A 17664-nucleotide genomic window follows, 5' to 3' on the forward strand; every position below is an offset into this window, starting at 1 on the left:
ACAATGCGTATAACGTTGAACAAGAACCGGGCAGAAGGACCGCTCGCCAAATCAAAGCAGAAGTCTCAGCAGCGGCCTGCGCGGTTTGCTGCGCTGACTGCAGTGGTTTTCTCTGGTATGGTCGCCGCGTTGATTGGACTGGCTGGGTGGGCAACTGTTCCCCAGGTCACGCGCGCACCCGGTGCCATCGTCCCAACGGGCGACTACACCCAGATCGAAGTTATGGACGGCGGCATCGTTGATCGTGTTCACGTACAGGACGGGGACCAAGTCCATGCCGGCCATGTGCTGGTTGAATTGAGGCACCCGGATCTAAGCAAAGAGCAACAAAGACTAAAGGAACAGATCGCGACCCTGGACCGCAAACTGACGTATGGGCGCACAATTCTAGAAACGCTCGGGAATGATGATGCGCTCACTGTAGCAGAATTGGCCGCGCTGCGACGTCAGAACCATCACCGCGCGGCTGCGACCTTGGAAATCTACGCTGAAAGCCAGCGCATGAAACGCGTATCGATTTTGCAGCAGCAGGAGACTCTAGAAATCCTCAAAGCGTCGCACAGGTTTACCTTGGAACGAGTCGCGCGAAAAAAAGCCGAACTGGACCGTGCACACCGTTTGCACAATCAAGGGCTGACGACGGCCCGCGACCTGGCTCGGGACGCTGATCAGTTGGACGCGCTGCGGACTGCGGCCTCTGAGGGCGAAGTCCGCCTGGCACAGGCGCGCAATGCTCTCACGATAGCTAAGGCTGATCTTGCAGAACAGACCCTGACCTTGCGTGAAGAAACCCTCAACAAAGTCGAAGAGTTCCGCGACTTGCGCAGTGAATTGGACGTTTCACTGCGGATTGTGAACCAAAAGCTCGACGGCTTGCGCATTGTCGCCCCCAAAGCGGGGATTGTGCAATCGGTCGCTTTCCCCAATGCAGGCGAAGTCATAGCGCCTAGGGAAACTGTTTTCGAACTGCTGCCGTCCCAACTGGACCTGATGGTTGAAGCACGTATCCCAAACAGAGAGATTGGACATGTTACCTTGGACCAACCGGTGAGCGTAACGGTGGATACCTATGATGCGCGGCGTTTCGGGAAAGCTAAGGGTCGCGTGACCGCCGTGTCTCCGGTTCCGCTGATAGATGATCAAACCGGCGACACCTATTTTCGCGCTTCAATCCAACTCAACGATCAATTTGTTGGAACCGGTGCTTACAAGCGCCCAATTTTGGCTGGAATGACGGTGGTGGCGGAAATGAATACTGGTGAAAACACTCTGCTCGCATACATGTTGAAACCCATTCATCAGACGATGCGCAACGCCTTTTCCGAGCGTTAATAGAATAGCCTACTCACGTCTAAAGCCTTTGACATCAGGACACCTGAGCGGGAACTCTGAAAACTTCAATGTCTTCGCTCAATCCCCGGATAGCGTGGTAACCGACGGATTGACCCCTGTTTTTCAGGTGCTTTGTGACACGTGTGGTCAGCAACGTCCTTTCGCCCAGTTGCTTGCATAAGTCCTGAACGCGACTGGCCACGTTGACGGTCTGCCCCACGACCGTGAAATCCAACCGGTCAGGGCTGCCGATATTGCCAAATGTGACCTGCCCGAAATCGATACCTATGACAAATTCAATTTCCTTACGGCCGCTGCCACCTGCGGTTTTGTTAAAGGCATCAAGATTGACCAATGCCTGACTTGCGGCTGCGACGACGGATTGGCATGCCGCCTCGTCGCCGTTATCAGCCTCAAAAACTGCAAGAATACCGTCGCCCATGAACTTAAGCACATCGCCCCCTTCATCCTGAATTGGTGCAACCACCATTTCAAAATAGTTGCCCATCATGTCCAGCAATTGATCTTCGGGCCAGGCTTGGGCTTTTTCTGTAAACCCTCTGAGATCCGCAAACAGGATCGCTGCAAAAACGGTTCTGTGTTCCCCGCGCTTTATGTGCCCTTGTCCGATCTCTTCAGCGGGACCATGGCCCAGATAGGTTTGCAGCAGGCTTTTTTGTGACTGACGCATTGCGATGGGTTCCAAGGCCGCCGCCAAGGCATACCGAGAGTCTTCAATGTATCGGATATGCGCATCAGAAAACCCTGTTTCTGCATTCGAGGTAAAACTAGTGCCTTGAACCGAACCATTTCCGTGTTCCAGTGGAATGGCCAAAAAATCGGTGGCACCCGCCTCGGCAAGCTCGGAGTAGATCGGGTGCTCAGTCGCAAGGTTGAGATCCGATAACCGTTTACGCAACGGACAACGATGGGTGACGATGTATTCAAAAGGGCTGCCATGCCATGCGCTTGTCGACAGCACGGTGGTGGGTACCGTGTAACGGCGGGTTTTGTCCGGTGTCCAGATTATACCCCAAGCGCTGAGCAATGGGTTCGAGTAGTTCTGCGCAATACGCGCCCTTGCCAGCGGCACACCAAGCCGGACAAGCCCTTCGCAATATCCTTTGACGATTGCGGTTTCATCCCCCAACAGCCGCCCTTAGGAAATCAGCCAATGATTCAGTGGGTCAATCTCGGACACGGTCCCCTCTGGCAAGTATGGACGTGCAGGCAGTTTACATGTCTTTCGTCGGGAAAGAACCCGCACTGACGCTCATAAAGACGATCAGCAAATTCAACGCGGGTTGCAGGACCCGAATGGGATTGCTGGGTACATGATCAACTGACGGCCGCAGCTTTGATCGGATCATCCTCAAGCTGTTCCAACAGGTGTGCCTGTTTGACTTTTGGGTCCAGGTCCGAGTCAGTCAGATGGGCCAACATATCCGGTACGGTCGCTTCAATCTGGTCCTGGGTGGCCAAAGCCATTCCATGGGCAACAAACGGGCGCAGATACGTCATACCCGCAAGGTTCGCAGTCTGCTGGTAAGGTTTAAGAAACTCGGCCATCGAATAGTTGTTGTAACCGCCTGCGTGATAGCTGTGCTCGGGGCCACCCGTAGAAACCAGGATCAGAATCTCACGCCCTTTCAATCGATTACCGCCGGGTCCGTAGGCGAAGCCATAGCTCAGAACCTGATCCATCCATGCTTTCAAGACAGGAGGTGCAGAATACCAGTAGAACGGGAACTGAAACACGATCCGGTCATGCGAAAGTAGCAAAGCTTGTTCCGTTTCAATGTCAAAACGCATCTCTGCACCACCGATGGCTGTCAAATCACGTGCGGTTACGTCGCTCGCGTCCGAAAGTGCGTCGAACCAGGCGCGGTTTATGCGGGATGTGTTCAGGTCCGGATGTGCTGTGAGGACAAGGATTTTCATGTGATTGTCTCTTGCAGAAGTTTCGCTGAATAAGATGTGATAAACGGGCGACCGTTTGGCCGCACATCAAACCGCCAGTTTTCCTGAACGCGTGCTTCGATGGCCTCACCTGCAATGGTTTGGGCACGAAACAAAACTTCGAACTGTGCCGCGTCTGGCGTGATCTCAATATTGCTCACGTGGTGTTCGGTCGGGCTTTGCAGGGTTGCAAGCACTTTTGCGTACCAAGCGCGAACCCGTTCATGGCCTATAAGGGCAGCGTCAATATCCGGCATGTCCCAATCCACGTCAGGATGCAGGTCTTGCAAAAACGCATCAATCGGATCAAGCCGGTCAAACCCCGCGAACCAATCTGTTATAAACGATCGAATTTCAGGATAGTCGTTCATGAGCGTCGCCATTTCATGGGTTACTTAGCCAACCGATCCGGCAACGGTGCTAGATTATACTGCGACCAGAAGAACGTGTTGGCTGAATCCTGATCGGCGGAAAGGTTGGTCGCTTCGACGATCTTGCCATCCTCGATACGGTAGACCAGCGCCCAGGTCGTATCGACATTTGGCTTGACGTCTGCATTTGACCAACCCCGGTGAATATCGACCACATGTGTTTCATCCGCTCCGAAATAAATGGGCTCGGCCTGAAACCCGGCTGCGCCCAACTGCGCGAAGAAAGCAAGCACCTCATCACGCCCAGATTTAGTGCCGGACAACGGATGACGGCCGGGAATGTGCCATTTGACCTCTTCATCCATTACGGCGGCGATGCCATCCAGATCATTTGCCCCATAGGCGGCAAAGAAATCTTGCACCACTTTGATGTTCTCTTCCGGCGAGGCGGCCATGGCGTTACCTCCAGCTATGATTGCGATGGTGAGTGCTACTGTTTTGGTCAGGGTTTTCATTTTCGTCCTCTCTGGCGCTCGGGCGTTTGGCGACAGCACTGCTTTCTACGGGTCCATGCCGTGATGACGAGAATTTAACTATTCCGTTCTTGAAAGATAATTCCCTCAACTTTCACTTCTTTCATGTATTATTTCGAATAATATTCTGGAACGGAGATCCCATGCGCTTACCGCTCGCGACGCTCGAAGTCTTCACTGCCATAGCCCAACAGGGGTCGCAGCGAGCTGCAGCCGAAGCGCTTGGCGTCAAACCGTCGACAGTGAGCCATCAGTTGAAGTCACTGGAGGATCAGCTCGGCACCGCACTATTCATCCGAACGACACGCTCGATCAGCCTGACCGAAGCCGGACGTGCGCTTATACGCGGCGCAGGCCCGGCCTTTGACCAATTGTCCGAGGCCGTTGAAAGCGCGCGCAGGACGGGTCATGCCGCGCGTGGCACCCTTAAGCTGGCAATGCCAGAATTTGCCTACCATCTGTACGTGAGCCCGATCTTGAACAGCTTTTGCGCCAAGTTCCCCGAGATCGAGTTGGAACTGTCTTTGACGGATGCGCTTTCGGACATTCTGGGCGAAGAACTGCATGCCGGTTTCCGTCTAGGGGACCGTGTTGCACCAGACATGGTTGCGGTTCGGCTTACTCGACCATTGCCCGTTGCCGTTACAGCCAGCCCTGCGTACCTCACCGCCCACGGCACGCCCAAAGAACCGCGCGATCTTCTTGAACACAACTGTGTCCGATACAGGTTTCACTCCTCCGGCCAGATTGCGCCTTGGAGTTTTAACTCGAAAGACGGCTCGTATTCCGTCCAAGTACAAGGAAATCTGATTACAAACACCTTACCTGCCTCGGTCGATATGGCAAAGCTAGGGTTGGGGCTGGTGTACACATTCAGGGCCTATGTGGCGGCCGAAATCGATGCTGGCCTCTTGAAACCTGTTCTGGAAGACCATCTTGGCCTAACACCCGGGATTTTCTTGTATTTTCCTCGGGAGTACAGATCAATGATGCCTTTGAAACTGTTCATCGAACATATAAAACAGCAAGAAACGCTTTAGACTTCGGTTGAGGCTTAGTTTCAGCACGGCCTTTATGACCAAGGCTGTTGTCCACGAAGCAGTTGTCCGTCGATGCTTCGGCTTAAAGCCTCGGCCAACAACTAAGAACCCGCTGGAGCAACAGCAGAGTGGGGCTGAACCGGCATAGCTTTCGAGAGGTCCGGCGCGATCCGTATCAATTCGGAAAGCGAGGGCTTTTGCCCATATGATCCCTTATGAATCAATTTGGACGGCACACGGGTTGCTGCCGTCAACGCTTGTGACAAAGGCATACCCAGCTTTGTTGTAAGGTTTCGAATGGCCGTGGTCAGGTCCAGATCGGCTCCAGCCAAAGTGCCGTCTTGCAATGTCAGCTTGCCCTTTTCGCGCCGGATAAGCCGCCCTTCCAGGTAAAACTCTTTCAGATCCGTTCCGGCCACTGCCATCGCATCGCTCACCAGAAAAATCTCTCCTGGCCCGCGTTTGGCCTTAAAAGCGGCTCGCATCGTTTCCGGATGCACATGTACAGCATCCGCAATCAACCCGGCAGACAGGTTCCCAGTCGAAAGCACTGCGCCCACCAAACCGGGTTCGCGGCTGCCAAACTGGCTCATTGCGTTGAACAGATGCGTTGCGCAACTTGCGCCGGCTTTCGCGTAAGCCACACATGTGTCGTACGGGGCGTCGGTGTGACCCAGCGAGACGATAACCCCTGCCTTGGTCAAAGCTTCGACCTGATCAATCGCGACATTTTCAGGAGCCAATGTGACCATCAGCGCAGGTAAGTCGCGGGCAGCTGTCAACAATTGGTCCAGATCGGCACTCTCCATCGGGCGGATTAGTGCGCCATCATGGGCACCCTTGCGGCGTATTGACAAATGCGGGCCTTCCAAGTGCAGCCCAGCGATGCCCGGAACCCGGCTGCGTACAGCTTGTATCGCGGCTCGAATGGCAGCTGTGGTTTTTTCCGGCGTGCCTGTGATCAGGGTCGGCAGAATAGAAACCGTACCCAACCCGCGATGCGCCCGAGCGATCCGCCGCAACGTCTCGACCGATGGGTCGTCGTTGAACATCACGCCGCCGCCGCCATTCACCTGTAGATCCACATAACCGGGGCTAAGAATGTCACCGGCCAGATCCTCGGTCCGGGTTTCCGATGGCAGATCATCTGTAGGTACGATCGCGTCAAGCGTTCCATCTACAAACCGGGCGGCGTGGTTTGAAAACAGCGTCCTTCCGTCAAAGATCGGTCCGCCCACAAAGGTGATGATCGAGCCACTCATACCGTTTCAGTCACTTTCCGAAGATGGCGAGGTGTGTCGGGATTGATACCACGGCGGGTGGCAACGATTTCAACCATACTATAAAAAGATGCGATAGAGGCGACAGGATCGGTCATCCAATGCGCGGTCCGAACATGTGGCAGCGACACCGCATCCTTCACGCGATCCGTTGTTGCAAATACCTTTGCGCCCTTGGCTGCCAAAGCATCGGCAACTTCGGCTAAATTGTCCTCAGCTGCGTCGCCGGATGAAAAGGCAAGCACCGGAAAGCCTTGATCCACAATGGAAACCGGGCCGTGAAGCACCTCTGCAGAGGAGTAGCTTTCGGCATGGATCTGGCAGGTTTCCTTGAATTTCAACGCAGCTTCGTTCGAGATCGCCCAAGTCGTTCCGCGCCCCAAAGTGAACAGCGATTGACCATTGATCGCGTCGATCACCGTTCCCCAATCACAGGTTATGGCTCGTTCCAGGTCTTTTGGCAGATTTCGGATCGCGGACAACAATGCGGCGTCGTCCTTAATCTCAGCCAGCAACCAAAGCCCGGCAACCAGTGAAGTCACAAATGTTTTGGTCGCGGCAACGCTCAGTTCCGGCCCTGCATGAATGTGCAACGCGGCTGAAGCAACATTCGCCAAGGCCGAGCCGGTGTCGTTGGTGATTGCAACCGAATAGGCACCGCCCTGGGTCAGTGATTGTGTAAGGCGTACGATGTCGGGGCTCTGACCGGATTGGGAAACCGAGACACACAGCGCATCGGGACAGCGCATATCCACACCGTAGATCGATTTGACGCTTGGACCCACCGAGGCCATAGGTAGGCCCAGCAGCAGTTCAGAAGTGTATTTCAGAAAACTGCAGGCATGATCGGACGAACCGCGCGCGACGGAAATCAAAAAGCGCGGATCGCGCGACCGCACTTCAAGTGCGGCTGCTTTGATCGCCTCGGAACCGTCAGTCAGCAGACGGTCAACGGCGGTGGGAATTTCGTTGATTTCCTGTCGCATGAGTGTGAGTTGGTTGGACATCAGGTCCGGCCTTTCAGTTTGACAAGCGCAGTTCGGCCACGAAGTCGTAGGCATCGCCGCGATAAATGGATCGGGTAAGTTCTGCGACACGCCCGCTTTCCAGATATGACGTGCGCTGGATGCGTAGCCCGGCGGTTCCTTCGGCAACGTCCAGCAAACGCGCTTCGGCTGCTTCAAGATTGATGGCCGAGATCTTTTGGATCGCACGCACCGGGCGATGGCCCGATCGTTCCAGAACGGCATAAAGCGACCCGGTCACCTCGGTCGGATTGGGCAGGATATCCAAAGGAAGCGCCGCGCGCTCCAGAGCCATCGGGCGTCCTCCGGCGGCTCGAAGACGGTGAATTCGCGCAACTTGATCATTGGCCGATAGACCCAGTGCCAGCATCTCGTCCGGTGCTGGCAGGAAAATTCCGCGTTCCAGCCAGGTTGAGGTCGTCTCAAAACCACGCCGCTCCATGTCCTCGGTAAATGAAGTCAGGTGTGACAAAGACTGCTCGACCCGGGCGACTGGTTCACGCACGAATGAGCCTGAACCCTGCCGCTGTTCTATCGTCCCTTTGCGCACCAGTTCCTGAATGGCCTTGCGCACAGTGACACGCGACAGGTCGGTCAACTCTGCAATCTCACGTTCGGGCGGCAGAGAGCTGTTGGGCGGCAGGATACCTTCTTCGATGCCTTGCTCAAGCCGCTGGCGCAGCTGCACATAACGTGGCCCGGCGGTCTGCCCCAGCCATCCCTCGGGCCTTAGGAAATCAACAACGCTCATGTTCGATCTCCTCTTTGAAAGCCTGCGCCAAAGCGATCGCGCCTGACAGTGGATCACCTGATGGCTGCACCAAGGCTTGCTGCATGTCCTCAGGCAGAAACGTGGAATAGTACGGGCCAATTCCGCCCGTCAGGCAAATTGCAGCACCAGGGCTCCAACCCATCTTCACAAGCCTATCCGCCAGATAGTCGGCGCCCGCCTGCATAATCGATTGTGCACCTGTATCCCCCTGCCCTGCAAACTGCGTGACGACAGGTGCCAAAGCGCCAAACTCAGTGGGTGTCATCATAGATGCGGCTTTTACGACACCAGAGGTCCCATTGAATTGGCGCAGCAAGTGTTCGGACATTTCAGACGCCGCACGCATGCCATCAGCGCACTCCAACACCTCCGACAAAACGCGCTTGCCGACCCACTGGGCCGAGGCTTGGTCACCCAAGACCGGCCCCCATCCTCCGACAAAGGCGGTCGCTCCACTTCGCTGCGCAGCTATAAAAGATCCGGTGCCACAATGCGCGACAAACCCGTCACGCGGCCCCAGCGCGCCACGCAGAGCAGATGGGCGATCATCTTCTATGCGCACGCGCGCAAATGGCAGGGCTGCGGCCAAACGGTCAGCAATGGCTTGTCCGGTGACGCCCGCCAAGCCCACGTATGCTGGCGCTCGTGCAATCTCTGCAAGTTCAATACCAGCCTGTTTGCAAAGGACAGCCAGTCCACTCACAAGCTCCGCACAGGACGTTTCGAAATCGGTCGATACGTTTGCCGATCCAACCTCAACCCGCCAAGTTTGAACGCCATCGAACAGGGCCAGGCGGCACCGCGTGCCACCACCATCTATTGCCAGAATCAGATTGTCAGAGCCGCTAGTCATGAAGAGACCTTTATAATACCTTTTTTAAATTTAGAAGGCCAAAACGTGACCTGATATCGAAAAATTGGTATTTTCTAATGCCGTAAACAAAGTGGTAGACTAATGGTATCTAAAAGGTATGATGCCGATAGACCGGGGGAGAATCACTTGAACACGCCTGTGACAGAGCAGTTGCACCCAAACGCGATCGGGCTGGACGCGCGACCGCTGTCGGATGTCGCCGCCCTTCTTGCACAGTCGCAAGCAAAGGCTGCATCGGCGCCGCTGGACACAGTTGACCCGATCTGCGAAGGGGCTGTGACCATGGCCGCAACGATCCGGGCAGAAGGCGTTCTGCGTTATCTAGCTGCTGGCTCTTCCGGGTTGATGGCTGCGGCAGACGCGCTTGAACTTGGGGGCACTTTTTCAATCCCGGCACATCAGGTTCGCATCCACATGGCGGGTGGCTTACCTTCCAACGCGGAAATGCCTGGCGACGTCGAAGATATCTCGACCACTCTCACAGATGAACTTGCCGACCTGACCGTCCGGGATACTCTGATCGCTGTATCGGCAAGCGGAACAACACCATACACGGTCGCGGCAGCGCGTATCGCACGCGATAAGGGCGCCAAAGTTATAGGTATCGCCAACAACGCAGGCACCGAGCTGTTGCAATTGGCACATCACGCGATCCTTCTGCCTACACCACCCGAACTGGTTTCCGGCTCAACCCGAATGGGCGCGGGAACGGCGCAAAAAATAGCGTTGAACATGTTATCGACTCTGATGGCCATGGAGTTGGGGCATATTCAGGACGGCATGATGATCAACCTGCGTGCCGACAATGACAAACTGCGCGCCCGCGCCAATGGAATCGTGCGTCAGCTGACAGGTGTTACCGCGGAACAAGCCGCATCGGCGCTGACCGCCGCTGACGGCAACCTCAAAATCGGCGCGCTTGTTGCAGCTGGAGCCAGGTCTGCCGAGGCTGCACACGCGTTGCTGAATGAAGAAAACGGCCATCTGCGTCGCGCAATGAATCGACTGAAACACAAAAACGATAACATCAACCTGGGAGAAACCAAATGAAACGCAAAGTTTTAAGCTTGGCACTAATGACCACAGCGCTGGTCACAAGCGCCTATGCGCAAGAGGCTACGCTGACAATCGAAAGCTGGCGCAACGACGACCTGGCCCTTTGGCAGGAAAAGATCATTCCAGCGTTCGAAGCAGAGCACCCGGGGATCAAGGTTATCTTCTCACCCTCCGCGCCTGCCGAGTACAACGCGGTTCTGAACTCGAAACTTGAGGCCGGATCGGCCGGCGACCTGATCACCTGCCGCCCGTTTGATGCTTCGCTGGCGCTGTACGAAAGCGGGCATCTCACCGACCTGTCCGACCTCGAGGCCATGGGCAATTTCTCAGATGTTGCGAAATCCGCATGGCAGACCGATGACGCATCCGCCAGCTTCTGCGTGCCGATGGCGTCGGTGATCCACGGCTTCATTTACAACAAAGACGCCTTCAACGAGTTGGGCCTTGAAGTCCCCACCACAGAGGCCGAGTTCTTTGCTGCTTTGGACAAGATCAAGGAAGACGGCACCTATATCCCGATGGCGATGGGCACCAACGACCAGTGGGAAGCCGCGACGATGGGCTACAACAACATCGGCCCGAACTATTGGAAAGGTGAGGAAGGCCGTCAGGCGCTGATCAAAGGCGAGCAGAAACTGACCGACCCGCAATGGGTTGCACCCTATGCAACACTTGCTAAATGGGCGGACTATCTGGGGGACGGTTATGAGGCACAGACCTATCCTGACAGTCAGAACCTGTTCACCCTCGGTCGCGCCGCGATTTATCCGGCAGGCAGTTGGGAAATCGCTGGCTTTAACACGCAGGCCGATTTCGAAATGGGTGCCTTCAAGCCTCCGGTCCAGAATGCAGGTGACACCTGCTATATCTCGGACCACACCGATATTGGCATCGGCCTGAATGCCGCCAGTGAAAACCAAGAGGCCGCGCGGACATTCCTGTCCTGGGTCGCCAGCCCGGAATTCGCCAGCATCTTTGGCAACGCGGTTCCTGGGTTCTTCCCCTTATCCAACACTCCGGTCGAACTGGAAGACCCGTTGGCAAAAGAAATCGTGGGCTGGCGAGATGAGTGCGAAAGCACGATCCGTTCGACCTACCAGATCCTGTCGCGCGGCACACCGAATCTAGAAAATGAAACCTGGGGCGCATCTGTTGCTGCTATAAAAGGCACCGAAACCCCCGAGGCTCTGGGCCAGCAACTGCAGGACGGTCTGGCCAGTTGGTACGCGCCGCATCAGTAAAACCTGACAGCTAACCATCACCGGACGCGGGATTTCGCGTCCGGTCCTTTTCCCGGAGACCAACATGCAGACCCGCCGCATACGCTGGCATATCGTCGTTTTCCTTGCCCCTGCGGTTCTGGTCTACACGGGGGTGATGATCTTCCCTTTGTTCAACACGCTCCGCCTCGCACTGTTCACCGAGGTCGATCAGACGCGCGTTTATGTGGGCATACAGAATTTCCGCACGCTGTTTTTCGACCCTATCTGGTCCGAACAGTTTTGGAACGCGTTGGGAAATAACTTCTGGTTTTTCCTGATCCACATGCTCGTGCAGAACCCCATCGGCATCGCCTTGGCAGCAATCTTGTCACATCCGCGTCTGAGGTTCGCCGCGCTTTACCGTTCGGCCATTTTCATCCCCACGATCCTAAGCTTTGTGATCGTTGGGTTTGCCTGGAAACTGATCTTGTCACCACTCTGGGGCATTGCTCCGTCGATGCTGGACGCCATTGGTTTGAAATCACTGTTTGCACCGTGGCTGGGTAAAGAAGAATACGCACTGACAACGCTGGCGCTGGTGTCGGTCTGGCAGTTCGTCGGCATCCCGATGATGTTGATCTATGCCGCCTTGCTGTCGATCCCGGAAGAAATCCTAGAGGCCGGAGAGATTGACGGGATTACCGGAGCTTCCGCGTTCTGGAAAATCAAATTGCCGCTGATCCTGCCGTCTATCGGAATCATTTCAATCCTGACATTTGTAGGTAACTTCAACGCGTTCGACCTGATTTATGTCTCTCAGGGGGCACTGGCAGGGCCGGATTTCTCAACCGACATCCTTGGTACATTCATGTACCGCACTTTCTTTGGCTTCCAATTGCAACTGGGTGATCCGCATATGGGATCCGCTATCGCAGGGGCCATGTTCGCGATCATCCTCGTGGGGGTCTGCATCTACCTATTCGGCATCCAGACCCGGATGCGCAGGTACCAGTTGTGAGGGCATGGCCATGAACAAAGCACGCCAAAACCCGCTGAACACAGCCGCCATGCATGGGGCGCTGATCCTTTACACGCTGATCGCCCTGTTCCCGGTCTTCGTCATCATCATCAACAGCTTTAAAACCCGCCGCGCCATCTTCCGTGAACCGCTTGCCCTACCCGATTCCGAAAGCTTTTCGCTGATCGGGTACCAGACGGTGATGAAACAAGGGGATTTCTTCCTCTATTTCCAGAATTCGATGATCGTTACGGTGGTATCGCTGACATTCATCCTGCTTTTTGGTGCCATGGCGGCCTTTGCCCTCAGTGAATACCGGTTCAAGGGCAACCTGCTAATGGGTCTCTATCTGGCGCTTGGGATCATGATTCCGATCCGTATCGGTACCGTCGCGATCCTCGAGATGATGGTGGCCACCGGGCTTGTCAACACGCTTTGGGCCTTGATCCTTGTCTACACGGCACAAGGATTGCCGTTGGCGGTGTTTATCCTGTCCGAGTTCATGCGACAGGTCTCGGACGACCTGAAAGATGCGGGCCGTGTCGACGGATTGTCTGAATACACAATCTTTTTCCGTCTTGTCCTTCCGCTAGTGCGCCCGGCAATGGCGACAGTGGCTGTGTTCAACATGATACCGATCTGGAATGATCTGTGGTTCCCGCTGATCCTCGCCCCCGCTGAAGAGACCAAGACCCTGACGCTGGGCAGTCAGGTCTTCATCGGTCAATTCGTCACCGATTGGAATGCGGTTCTTTCTGCCCTGTCGATGGCGATCCTGCCGGTGCTGGTGCTCTACGTCATCTTCTCACGCCAACTGATCCGCGGCATCACTTCAGGAGCTGTCAAATGACCCGAGTTCTGATTGCAGGCCTTGGCAATATGGGCCTAAGCCACGCGCTGGCCCATCACCAGCATCCGGACGCGCAAATCGTGGGGCTGGTGAACAGGTCCGGTCATGTGGAGCATCCCGAGTTGGGTCATTATCCCGCCTATTCGGATTTCCACTCTGCGTTGACCGAAACAAATCCGGATTTGGTGGTTGTCGCCACCTATTCCGACAGCCATGCCTATTATGCCTGCGCCGCAATGGAAGCCGGCGCGCATGTCTTCGTTGAAAAACCACTGGCCACCACAGTGGCCGATGCCAAACGCGTTGTCGAAAAGGCCACCCAAACCAACCGCAAACTGGTGATCGGCTACATTCTGCGCCATCACCCGTCGTGGATGCGCCTGATTTCCGAGGCGCGTGACCTTGGCGGGCCATATGTGTTTCGCCTGAACCTCAACCAGCAAAGCAGCGGGGCCGAGTGGGAAACGCATAAGGCGCTGATGCAGACCACCTCTCCTATCGTCGATTGCGGCGTGCACTACGTCGACGTGATGTGCCAGATCACGGACTCAGACCCGGTGCGCGTACATGGCATGGGGCTGCGCCTGAGCGATGAGATCGCTAAAGACATGTACAATTACGGACAGTTTCAGGTGGTCTTTGAGGACGGCTCGGTCGGTTGGTACGAGGCCGGTTGGGGCCCGATGATGTCTGAGACCGCGTTTTTCGTGAAAGACATCGTCTCGCCCAACGGGTCGGTTTCGATCACCGATGGCAACGAGGGCGCATCCTCAGATATCGACGGCCACACCAAGGTCGGCGGCATTCTGGTCCACCGCCCCGAGGGGGACAGTCAGATCGACATGCCCGATGAACCCGGCCATCAGGAGCTTTGCGACGCAGAGCAGGCCTATATGCTGCGCGCCATTGTCGAGGATATCGATCTGACCCGCCACATGAACGACGCCGTGCAATCGCTGGCCATCTGTCTGGCAGCAGACGAAAGCATCCGTACTGGCCAACCCATTTCGCTGAAAGAGGCACACCAATGACCGCCCTGACGCTTACGAACGTGAACAAGTCCTTTGGCAATGTCGAGGTTCTCAAGGACATCAATATCGAAGTGGAAGACGGCGAGTTCGTCGTCTTCGTCGGCCCCTCGGGCTGCGGCAAGTCCACCCTATTGCGCGTGATCGCAGGTCTGGAAGATGTTACATCGGGCGAAGTGCGCATTGGCGGCGAGCTGATGAACCTCACACCGCCCTCCAAGCGCGGTATCGCGATGGTGTTCCAGAGCTATGCGCTCTACCCGCATCTGAATGTGCGAAAGAACATGTCACTGGCGCTGAAACAGGAAGGCCAAACTAAGCAGGTCATTGATGAACGTGTCGCCAAGGCGAGCAAGATGTTGAACCTTGAACCTTACATCGACCGCTACCCGTCCGAGCTGTCCGGCGGTCAGCGTCAGCGTGTTGCCATCGGTCGCGCGATTGTTCGCGAACCCAAACTGTTCCTGTTTGACGAACCTCTATCAAATCTGGACGCGGCTTTGCGTATGAACACGCGGCTTGAGATCGCGAATTTGCACCAGCAGCTGGACGCTTCGATGATTTATGTAACCCATGATCAGACCGAAGCGATGACTTTGGCAGACAAGATCGTCGTGCTACGCGATGGGCGCGTTGAGCAGGTCGGCAGCCCGATGGAGCTGTACAACAATCCTGCCAATCAGTTTGTCGCCGGTTTCCTTGGCGCACCGTCAATGAATTTCTTCCCCGCCAGCGTGGTTGGCGACAGCGCGGACATCACAATGGGCGTCCGCCCCGAGGATCTCTTTCTGGCCGATGACGGTCCGCTTGCCGCAAAAGTGACCCATGTCGAGCATCTGGGCGGAGACACGAATGTGATCGCGATGATGCAAGGCCATCAGGTCACAGCCCGCCTTTTTGGCCAGCATCACGTGGACACGGGCCAAGAGATACAGATTGGCTATACGCCAGATCGCAGCTATCGCTTCGACACACATGGCGCGCGGCTGGCCTGAGCCGCTACTGAATTCCGCTCACCGCAACAGCTTATCAAGCTTCGCGCCTGGTTCAGGAAAAACGATCAGGTGAAAAAGCCTTTACATCGACATGAAGTCTCCGCCCAGCCGTGTTATCTGCCACCAACCGGGCGGTGGTGGCAGCCAAAGTCAGCCCAAGCTGACCATGCCCGGTGGCGAATTGGACGTTGTCCAGACGATGACTGCGCCCGATGATCGGTCGCGTGTCCGGAGTGAAGGGGCGATAGCCGACGCGACGCTCGGCAACGTCCGTCTTCAGGCCGGGCAAGACCCGATGCGCCCGTCGCACAAGCACATCCGCCCGGTTCCAGTTTGGTGCTGCGTCCAAACTGGCGAACTCGATTGTACCCGCGACAGCCAGAGCTCCGTCATACGGCGTAACGCCGAACCCGCCTTTAGGGTAGAAAATCGTGTGTTTCAGCTCCACACCCGGATCTGACAATGCCGTTGAATACCCTGCCACACCCTCCAGTCGAATTGGTACTCCAAGATCTTTCGCCAAGCCTTTGGATCGTGCACCCGCAGCCAAGACAAATTGATCTGCAAAAAACTCAGTTCCGTCGGTCAGTTTAACCGATTGCACCTTTCGGCCTTCGCGGTCGAACCCTACGGCCCCTACCCGTTTTACAGTTCCGCCTCGTTTCAAAAATGTCTGGTGCAAGGCTTCGACCAGGCGTTTAGGGTCCGTCACATAACTCCAGTCCCGCAACACCGCCGCATATTTGAAATCGGGCGCTATCGCTGGGTCAAGCTCGTGTGCATCATGGCCCGAGATTTCATCAATGGTGCAGCCAAGTTCGCGCGCCAGATCAAAAGCCGCCCCCATGGTCGCCTTGTCGGCATCATCGTCGAACAGCTTGATGACGGGTCGCTCTATCAGCATTTCAGGTTCGCCGATGTCCTGCAATTGCGCCTTGAAATCCGCGGTGGCCGAGAATGTCAGCCGCGCGAGATCAGAGGCAATGGCACGCATTTTTGATGGGCGGGCGTTGGCGGTGAACCGTGAGAACCACGGCAATAACTTCAACGCTGAACTTGGACGCAACGACAAGGGCGCTTCGCTGTCCAGCAACCACCCAGGTACTTTCAGCATCATTCCGGGTTGCGATAGAGGAACAATTTCCCCCACCGCAATACAGCCGCACGACGCCCAACTGGCCCCCTCACCAACGGTGTTGGGTTCCATAACCGTGACCTGGTGCCCCTCTGACTGAAGCGCCAGAGCACAGGAAATGCCGACGATACCGCCGCCGACAACCGCAACTTCTGACATTTAAAGGCTTTCCTGCTGAATTTCATGCAGCTGTGACAGCAACTCTACGCTGACAACCACGCCTTTTTCCTGCGCAGCGGCGCGATTTTTCAACCGTCCGTCACCTGGAACGCGAGCCGTGCCGTTGCCGTCGATTTCGGCACATATGCGTTTGACGTAGTCGTCAAAACCCGGGTTCCCAAAGCGCGTGGGATCAATCGCGATCAGAGTGGAGCCGCCTTTGATGTTCAAAGCGCCGTGCTCCACACGTTTGGCATTGTCTACTGACAGGGTGCCACCGGCCAGCGCCGCGCCTAAAACTTCGATCAGAAAGGCAATCGCGGCCCCTTTATGCTCGCCAAAGGGCAACAGGCTGCGGGTCTCGAGAATGGCATTCGGATCGGCCGTAGGTTGGCCATCCGGCGCCAAACCCGCCGGGCGGGGCAGATCGTGCCCTTCGGCCGCCGCCATGCGAATATCCATAAGCGCAACCATCGAAGACGCCTGATCCCAAACAATCGGCTCAGCCCCTTCACGCGGGCACGCAAATGACATCGGATTGGTCCCGAAAACCGGGCGCACTCCGCCTTGTGGCACCACCGTTGACAATGAGTTCACAACGCCCAGCGCCACCAGACCCGCTTCGGCCAGAGGTTCGGTGTCAAAACGCAGCGCAGCCAGGTGATGGCAATTGGCACAAGTGAAAGCGGCAATGCCGTTTTCTCGGGCCATGGCAATCAACTCGTCCCGCGCCATCCCCGCTGCGAGTTGATAGTACCCGTTGTCGCCATCCCCGCGCAAAACACCGGGCGCAATACGCTCAACCTTGGGCGACGCCGCCGGATTGGCATAGCCAGAAGTAAAACTTTGAACATAAACCGGTAGCATGCGCAACCCATGACTGCGGGGACCGTCCCGTTCGGATCGGGTGACGATATCCGCCAGAACGGTGCTGCCTTGCGCATCCATACCCGCTGCCACAAGGATCGATCTGGCCAATTCCCTGACCTCTTCGAGTGAGAGCGTCTTCGTCGAGATTTCCGTCATTGGGGTGAT

Annotated in this window: 18 protein-coding genes; 8 read left to right on the forward strand and 10 right to left on the reverse strand. The window is 56.1% G+C overall.

The genetic code is table 11. The features are described 5' to 3' along the window. The first annotated feature begins 3 nt into the window (after window positions 1–3). Complete coding sequence (locus tag GOV89_RS17500) at window positions 4–1332, forward strand: HlyD family type I secretion periplasmic adaptor subunit (protein WP_171238733.1); 1329 nt, start codon at window positions 4–6, stop codon at window positions 1330–1332. A 34-nt stretch (window positions 1333–1366) separates the two neighbouring features. Here GOV89_RS17500 and GOV89_RS17505 read toward each other — a convergent pair whose 3' ends face one another. From GOV89_RS17505 to GOV89_RS17520, 4 genes are all read right to left on the reverse strand, one after another. After that, a complete protein-coding gene (locus GOV89_RS17505; RefSeq protein WP_171238734.1) occupies window positions 1367–2482 on the reverse strand; it encodes an adenylate/guanylate cyclase domain-containing protein in 1116 nt (371 codons plus the stop codon). Between the two features lie 188 nt (window positions 2483–2670). After that, the gene (locus tag GOV89_RS17510; protein WP_171180641.1) at window positions 2671–3273 is read right to left on the reverse strand and encodes an NAD(P)H-dependent oxidoreductase; all 603 of its coding nucleotides are present in this window, start codon (window positions 3271–3273) and stop codon (window positions 2671–2673) included. After that, complete coding sequence (locus GOV89_RS17515) at window positions 3270–3662, reverse strand: nuclear transport factor 2 family protein (protein WP_171180639.1); 393 nt, start codon at window positions 3660–3662, stop codon at window positions 3270–3272. Before GOV89_RS17515 ends, GOV89_RS17510 begins: the two co-directional genes overlap by 4 nt. 20 nt (window positions 3663–3682) lie before the next feature. After that, window positions 3683–4177 (reverse strand): nuclear transport factor 2 family protein, encoded by a 495-nt coding sequence (locus tag GOV89_RS17520; RefSeq protein WP_217352178.1) that lies wholly within the window; start codon window positions 4175–4177, stop codon window positions 3683–3685. Window positions 4178–4338: 161 nt separating this feature from the next. On the opposite strand from GOV89_RS17520, the gene GOV89_RS17525 reads away from it, so the two are divergent. Then, on the forward strand, window positions 4339–5235 hold the full coding sequence (locus tag GOV89_RS17525) for a LysR family transcriptional regulator (protein WP_171238735.1): 897 nt from the start codon (window positions 4339–4341) through the stop codon (window positions 5233–5235). Window positions 5236–5336: 101 nt separating this feature from the next. Here GOV89_RS17525 and nagA read toward each other — a convergent pair whose 3' ends face one another. The 4 genes from nagA to GOV89_RS17545 are packed head-to-tail and all read right to left on the reverse strand — an operon-like array spanning window position 5337 to window position 9165. Continuing rightward, window positions 5337–6497: an N-acetylglucosamine-6-phosphate deacetylase gene (nagA, locus tag GOV89_RS17530; protein WP_171180635.1), complete on the reverse strand. Its 1161-nt coding sequence runs from the start codon at window positions 6495–6497 to the stop codon at window positions 5337–5339. Next, window positions 6494–7522: an SIS domain-containing protein gene (locus tag GOV89_RS17535; RefSeq protein WP_171236644.1), complete on the reverse strand. Its 1029-nt coding sequence runs from the start codon at window positions 7520–7522 to the stop codon at window positions 6494–6496. The genes nagA and GOV89_RS17535 overlap by 4 nt, the downstream gene beginning before the upstream one ends. Before the next feature lie 13 nt (window positions 7523–7535). After that, window positions 7536–8291 carry a GntR family transcriptional regulator gene (locus GOV89_RS17540; RefSeq protein WP_171180631.1) on the reverse strand — a complete coding sequence of 252 codons (756 nt, stop codon included), beginning with the start codon at window positions 8289–8291 and terminating at the stop codon, window positions 7536–7538. Continuing rightward, window positions 8278–9165, reverse strand: coding sequence for a BadF/BadG/BcrA/BcrD ATPase family protein (locus GOV89_RS17545; protein ID WP_171180629.1), 888 nt, complete (start codon window positions 9163–9165; stop codon window positions 8278–8280). The genes GOV89_RS17540 and GOV89_RS17545 overlap by 14 nt, the downstream gene beginning before the upstream one ends. Before the next feature lie 147 nt (window positions 9166–9312). On the opposite strand from GOV89_RS17545, the gene GOV89_RS17550 reads away from it, so the two are divergent. From GOV89_RS17550 to GOV89_RS17575, 6 genes are all read left to right on the forward strand, one after another. Next, entirely contained in the window at window positions 9313–10236 is a 924-nt protein-coding gene (locus GOV89_RS17550; RefSeq protein WP_254451545.1) for an N-acetylmuramic acid 6-phosphate etherase, read from the forward strand. After that, the gene (locus GOV89_RS17555; protein WP_171238737.1) at window positions 10233–11483 is read left to right on the forward strand and encodes an ABC transporter substrate-binding protein; all 1251 of its coding nucleotides are present in this window, start codon (window positions 10233–10235) and stop codon (window positions 11481–11483) included. Before GOV89_RS17550 ends, GOV89_RS17555 begins: the two co-directional genes overlap by 4 nt. Window positions 11484–11547: 64 nt before the next feature. Then, a complete protein-coding gene (locus GOV89_RS17560) occupies window positions 11548–12462 on the forward strand; it encodes a carbohydrate ABC transporter permease (RefSeq protein WP_171180623.1) in 915 nt (304 codons plus the stop codon). A gap of 10 nt (window positions 12463–12472) precedes the next feature. Then, window positions 12473–13312, forward strand: coding sequence for a carbohydrate ABC transporter permease (locus GOV89_RS17565; RefSeq protein ID WP_171180621.1), 840 nt, complete (start codon window positions 12473–12475; stop codon window positions 13310–13312). Further along, complete coding sequence (locus tag GOV89_RS17570) at window positions 13309–14343, forward strand: Gfo/Idh/MocA family protein (protein ID WP_171180619.1); 1035 nt, start codon at window positions 13309–13311, stop codon at window positions 14341–14343. Before GOV89_RS17565 ends, GOV89_RS17570 begins: the two co-directional genes overlap by 4 nt. After that, window positions 14340–15335: an ABC transporter ATP-binding protein gene (locus tag GOV89_RS17575; protein WP_171180617.1), complete on the forward strand. Its 996-nt coding sequence runs from the start codon at window positions 14340–14342 to the stop codon at window positions 15333–15335. The genes GOV89_RS17570 and GOV89_RS17575 overlap by 4 nt, the downstream gene beginning before the upstream one ends. A 52-nt stretch (window positions 15336–15387) precedes the next feature. Here the strand turns inward: GOV89_RS17575 and GOV89_RS17580 are convergent, their stop codons facing one another. Both GOV89_RS17580 and GOV89_RS17585 read right to left on the reverse strand, forming a co-directional pair. Then, the gene (locus tag GOV89_RS17580) at window positions 15388–16629 is read right to left on the reverse strand and encodes an FAD-binding oxidoreductase (protein ID WP_171180614.1); all 1242 of its coding nucleotides are present in this window, start codon (window positions 16627–16629) and stop codon (window positions 15388–15390) included. After that, window positions 16630–17655, reverse strand: a complete 1026-nt coding sequence (locus GOV89_RS17585; protein WP_171180612.1) for an Ldh family oxidoreductase — start codon at window positions 17653–17655, stop codon at window positions 16630–16632. Window positions 17656–17664: the final 9 nt, after the last annotated feature.

The sequence above is a fragment of the Ruegeria sp. HKCCA5763 genome, assembly GCF_013034545.1.
Taxonomy (GTDB): Bacteria; Pseudomonadota; Alphaproteobacteria; order Rhodobacterales; family Rhodobacteraceae; genus Ruegeria.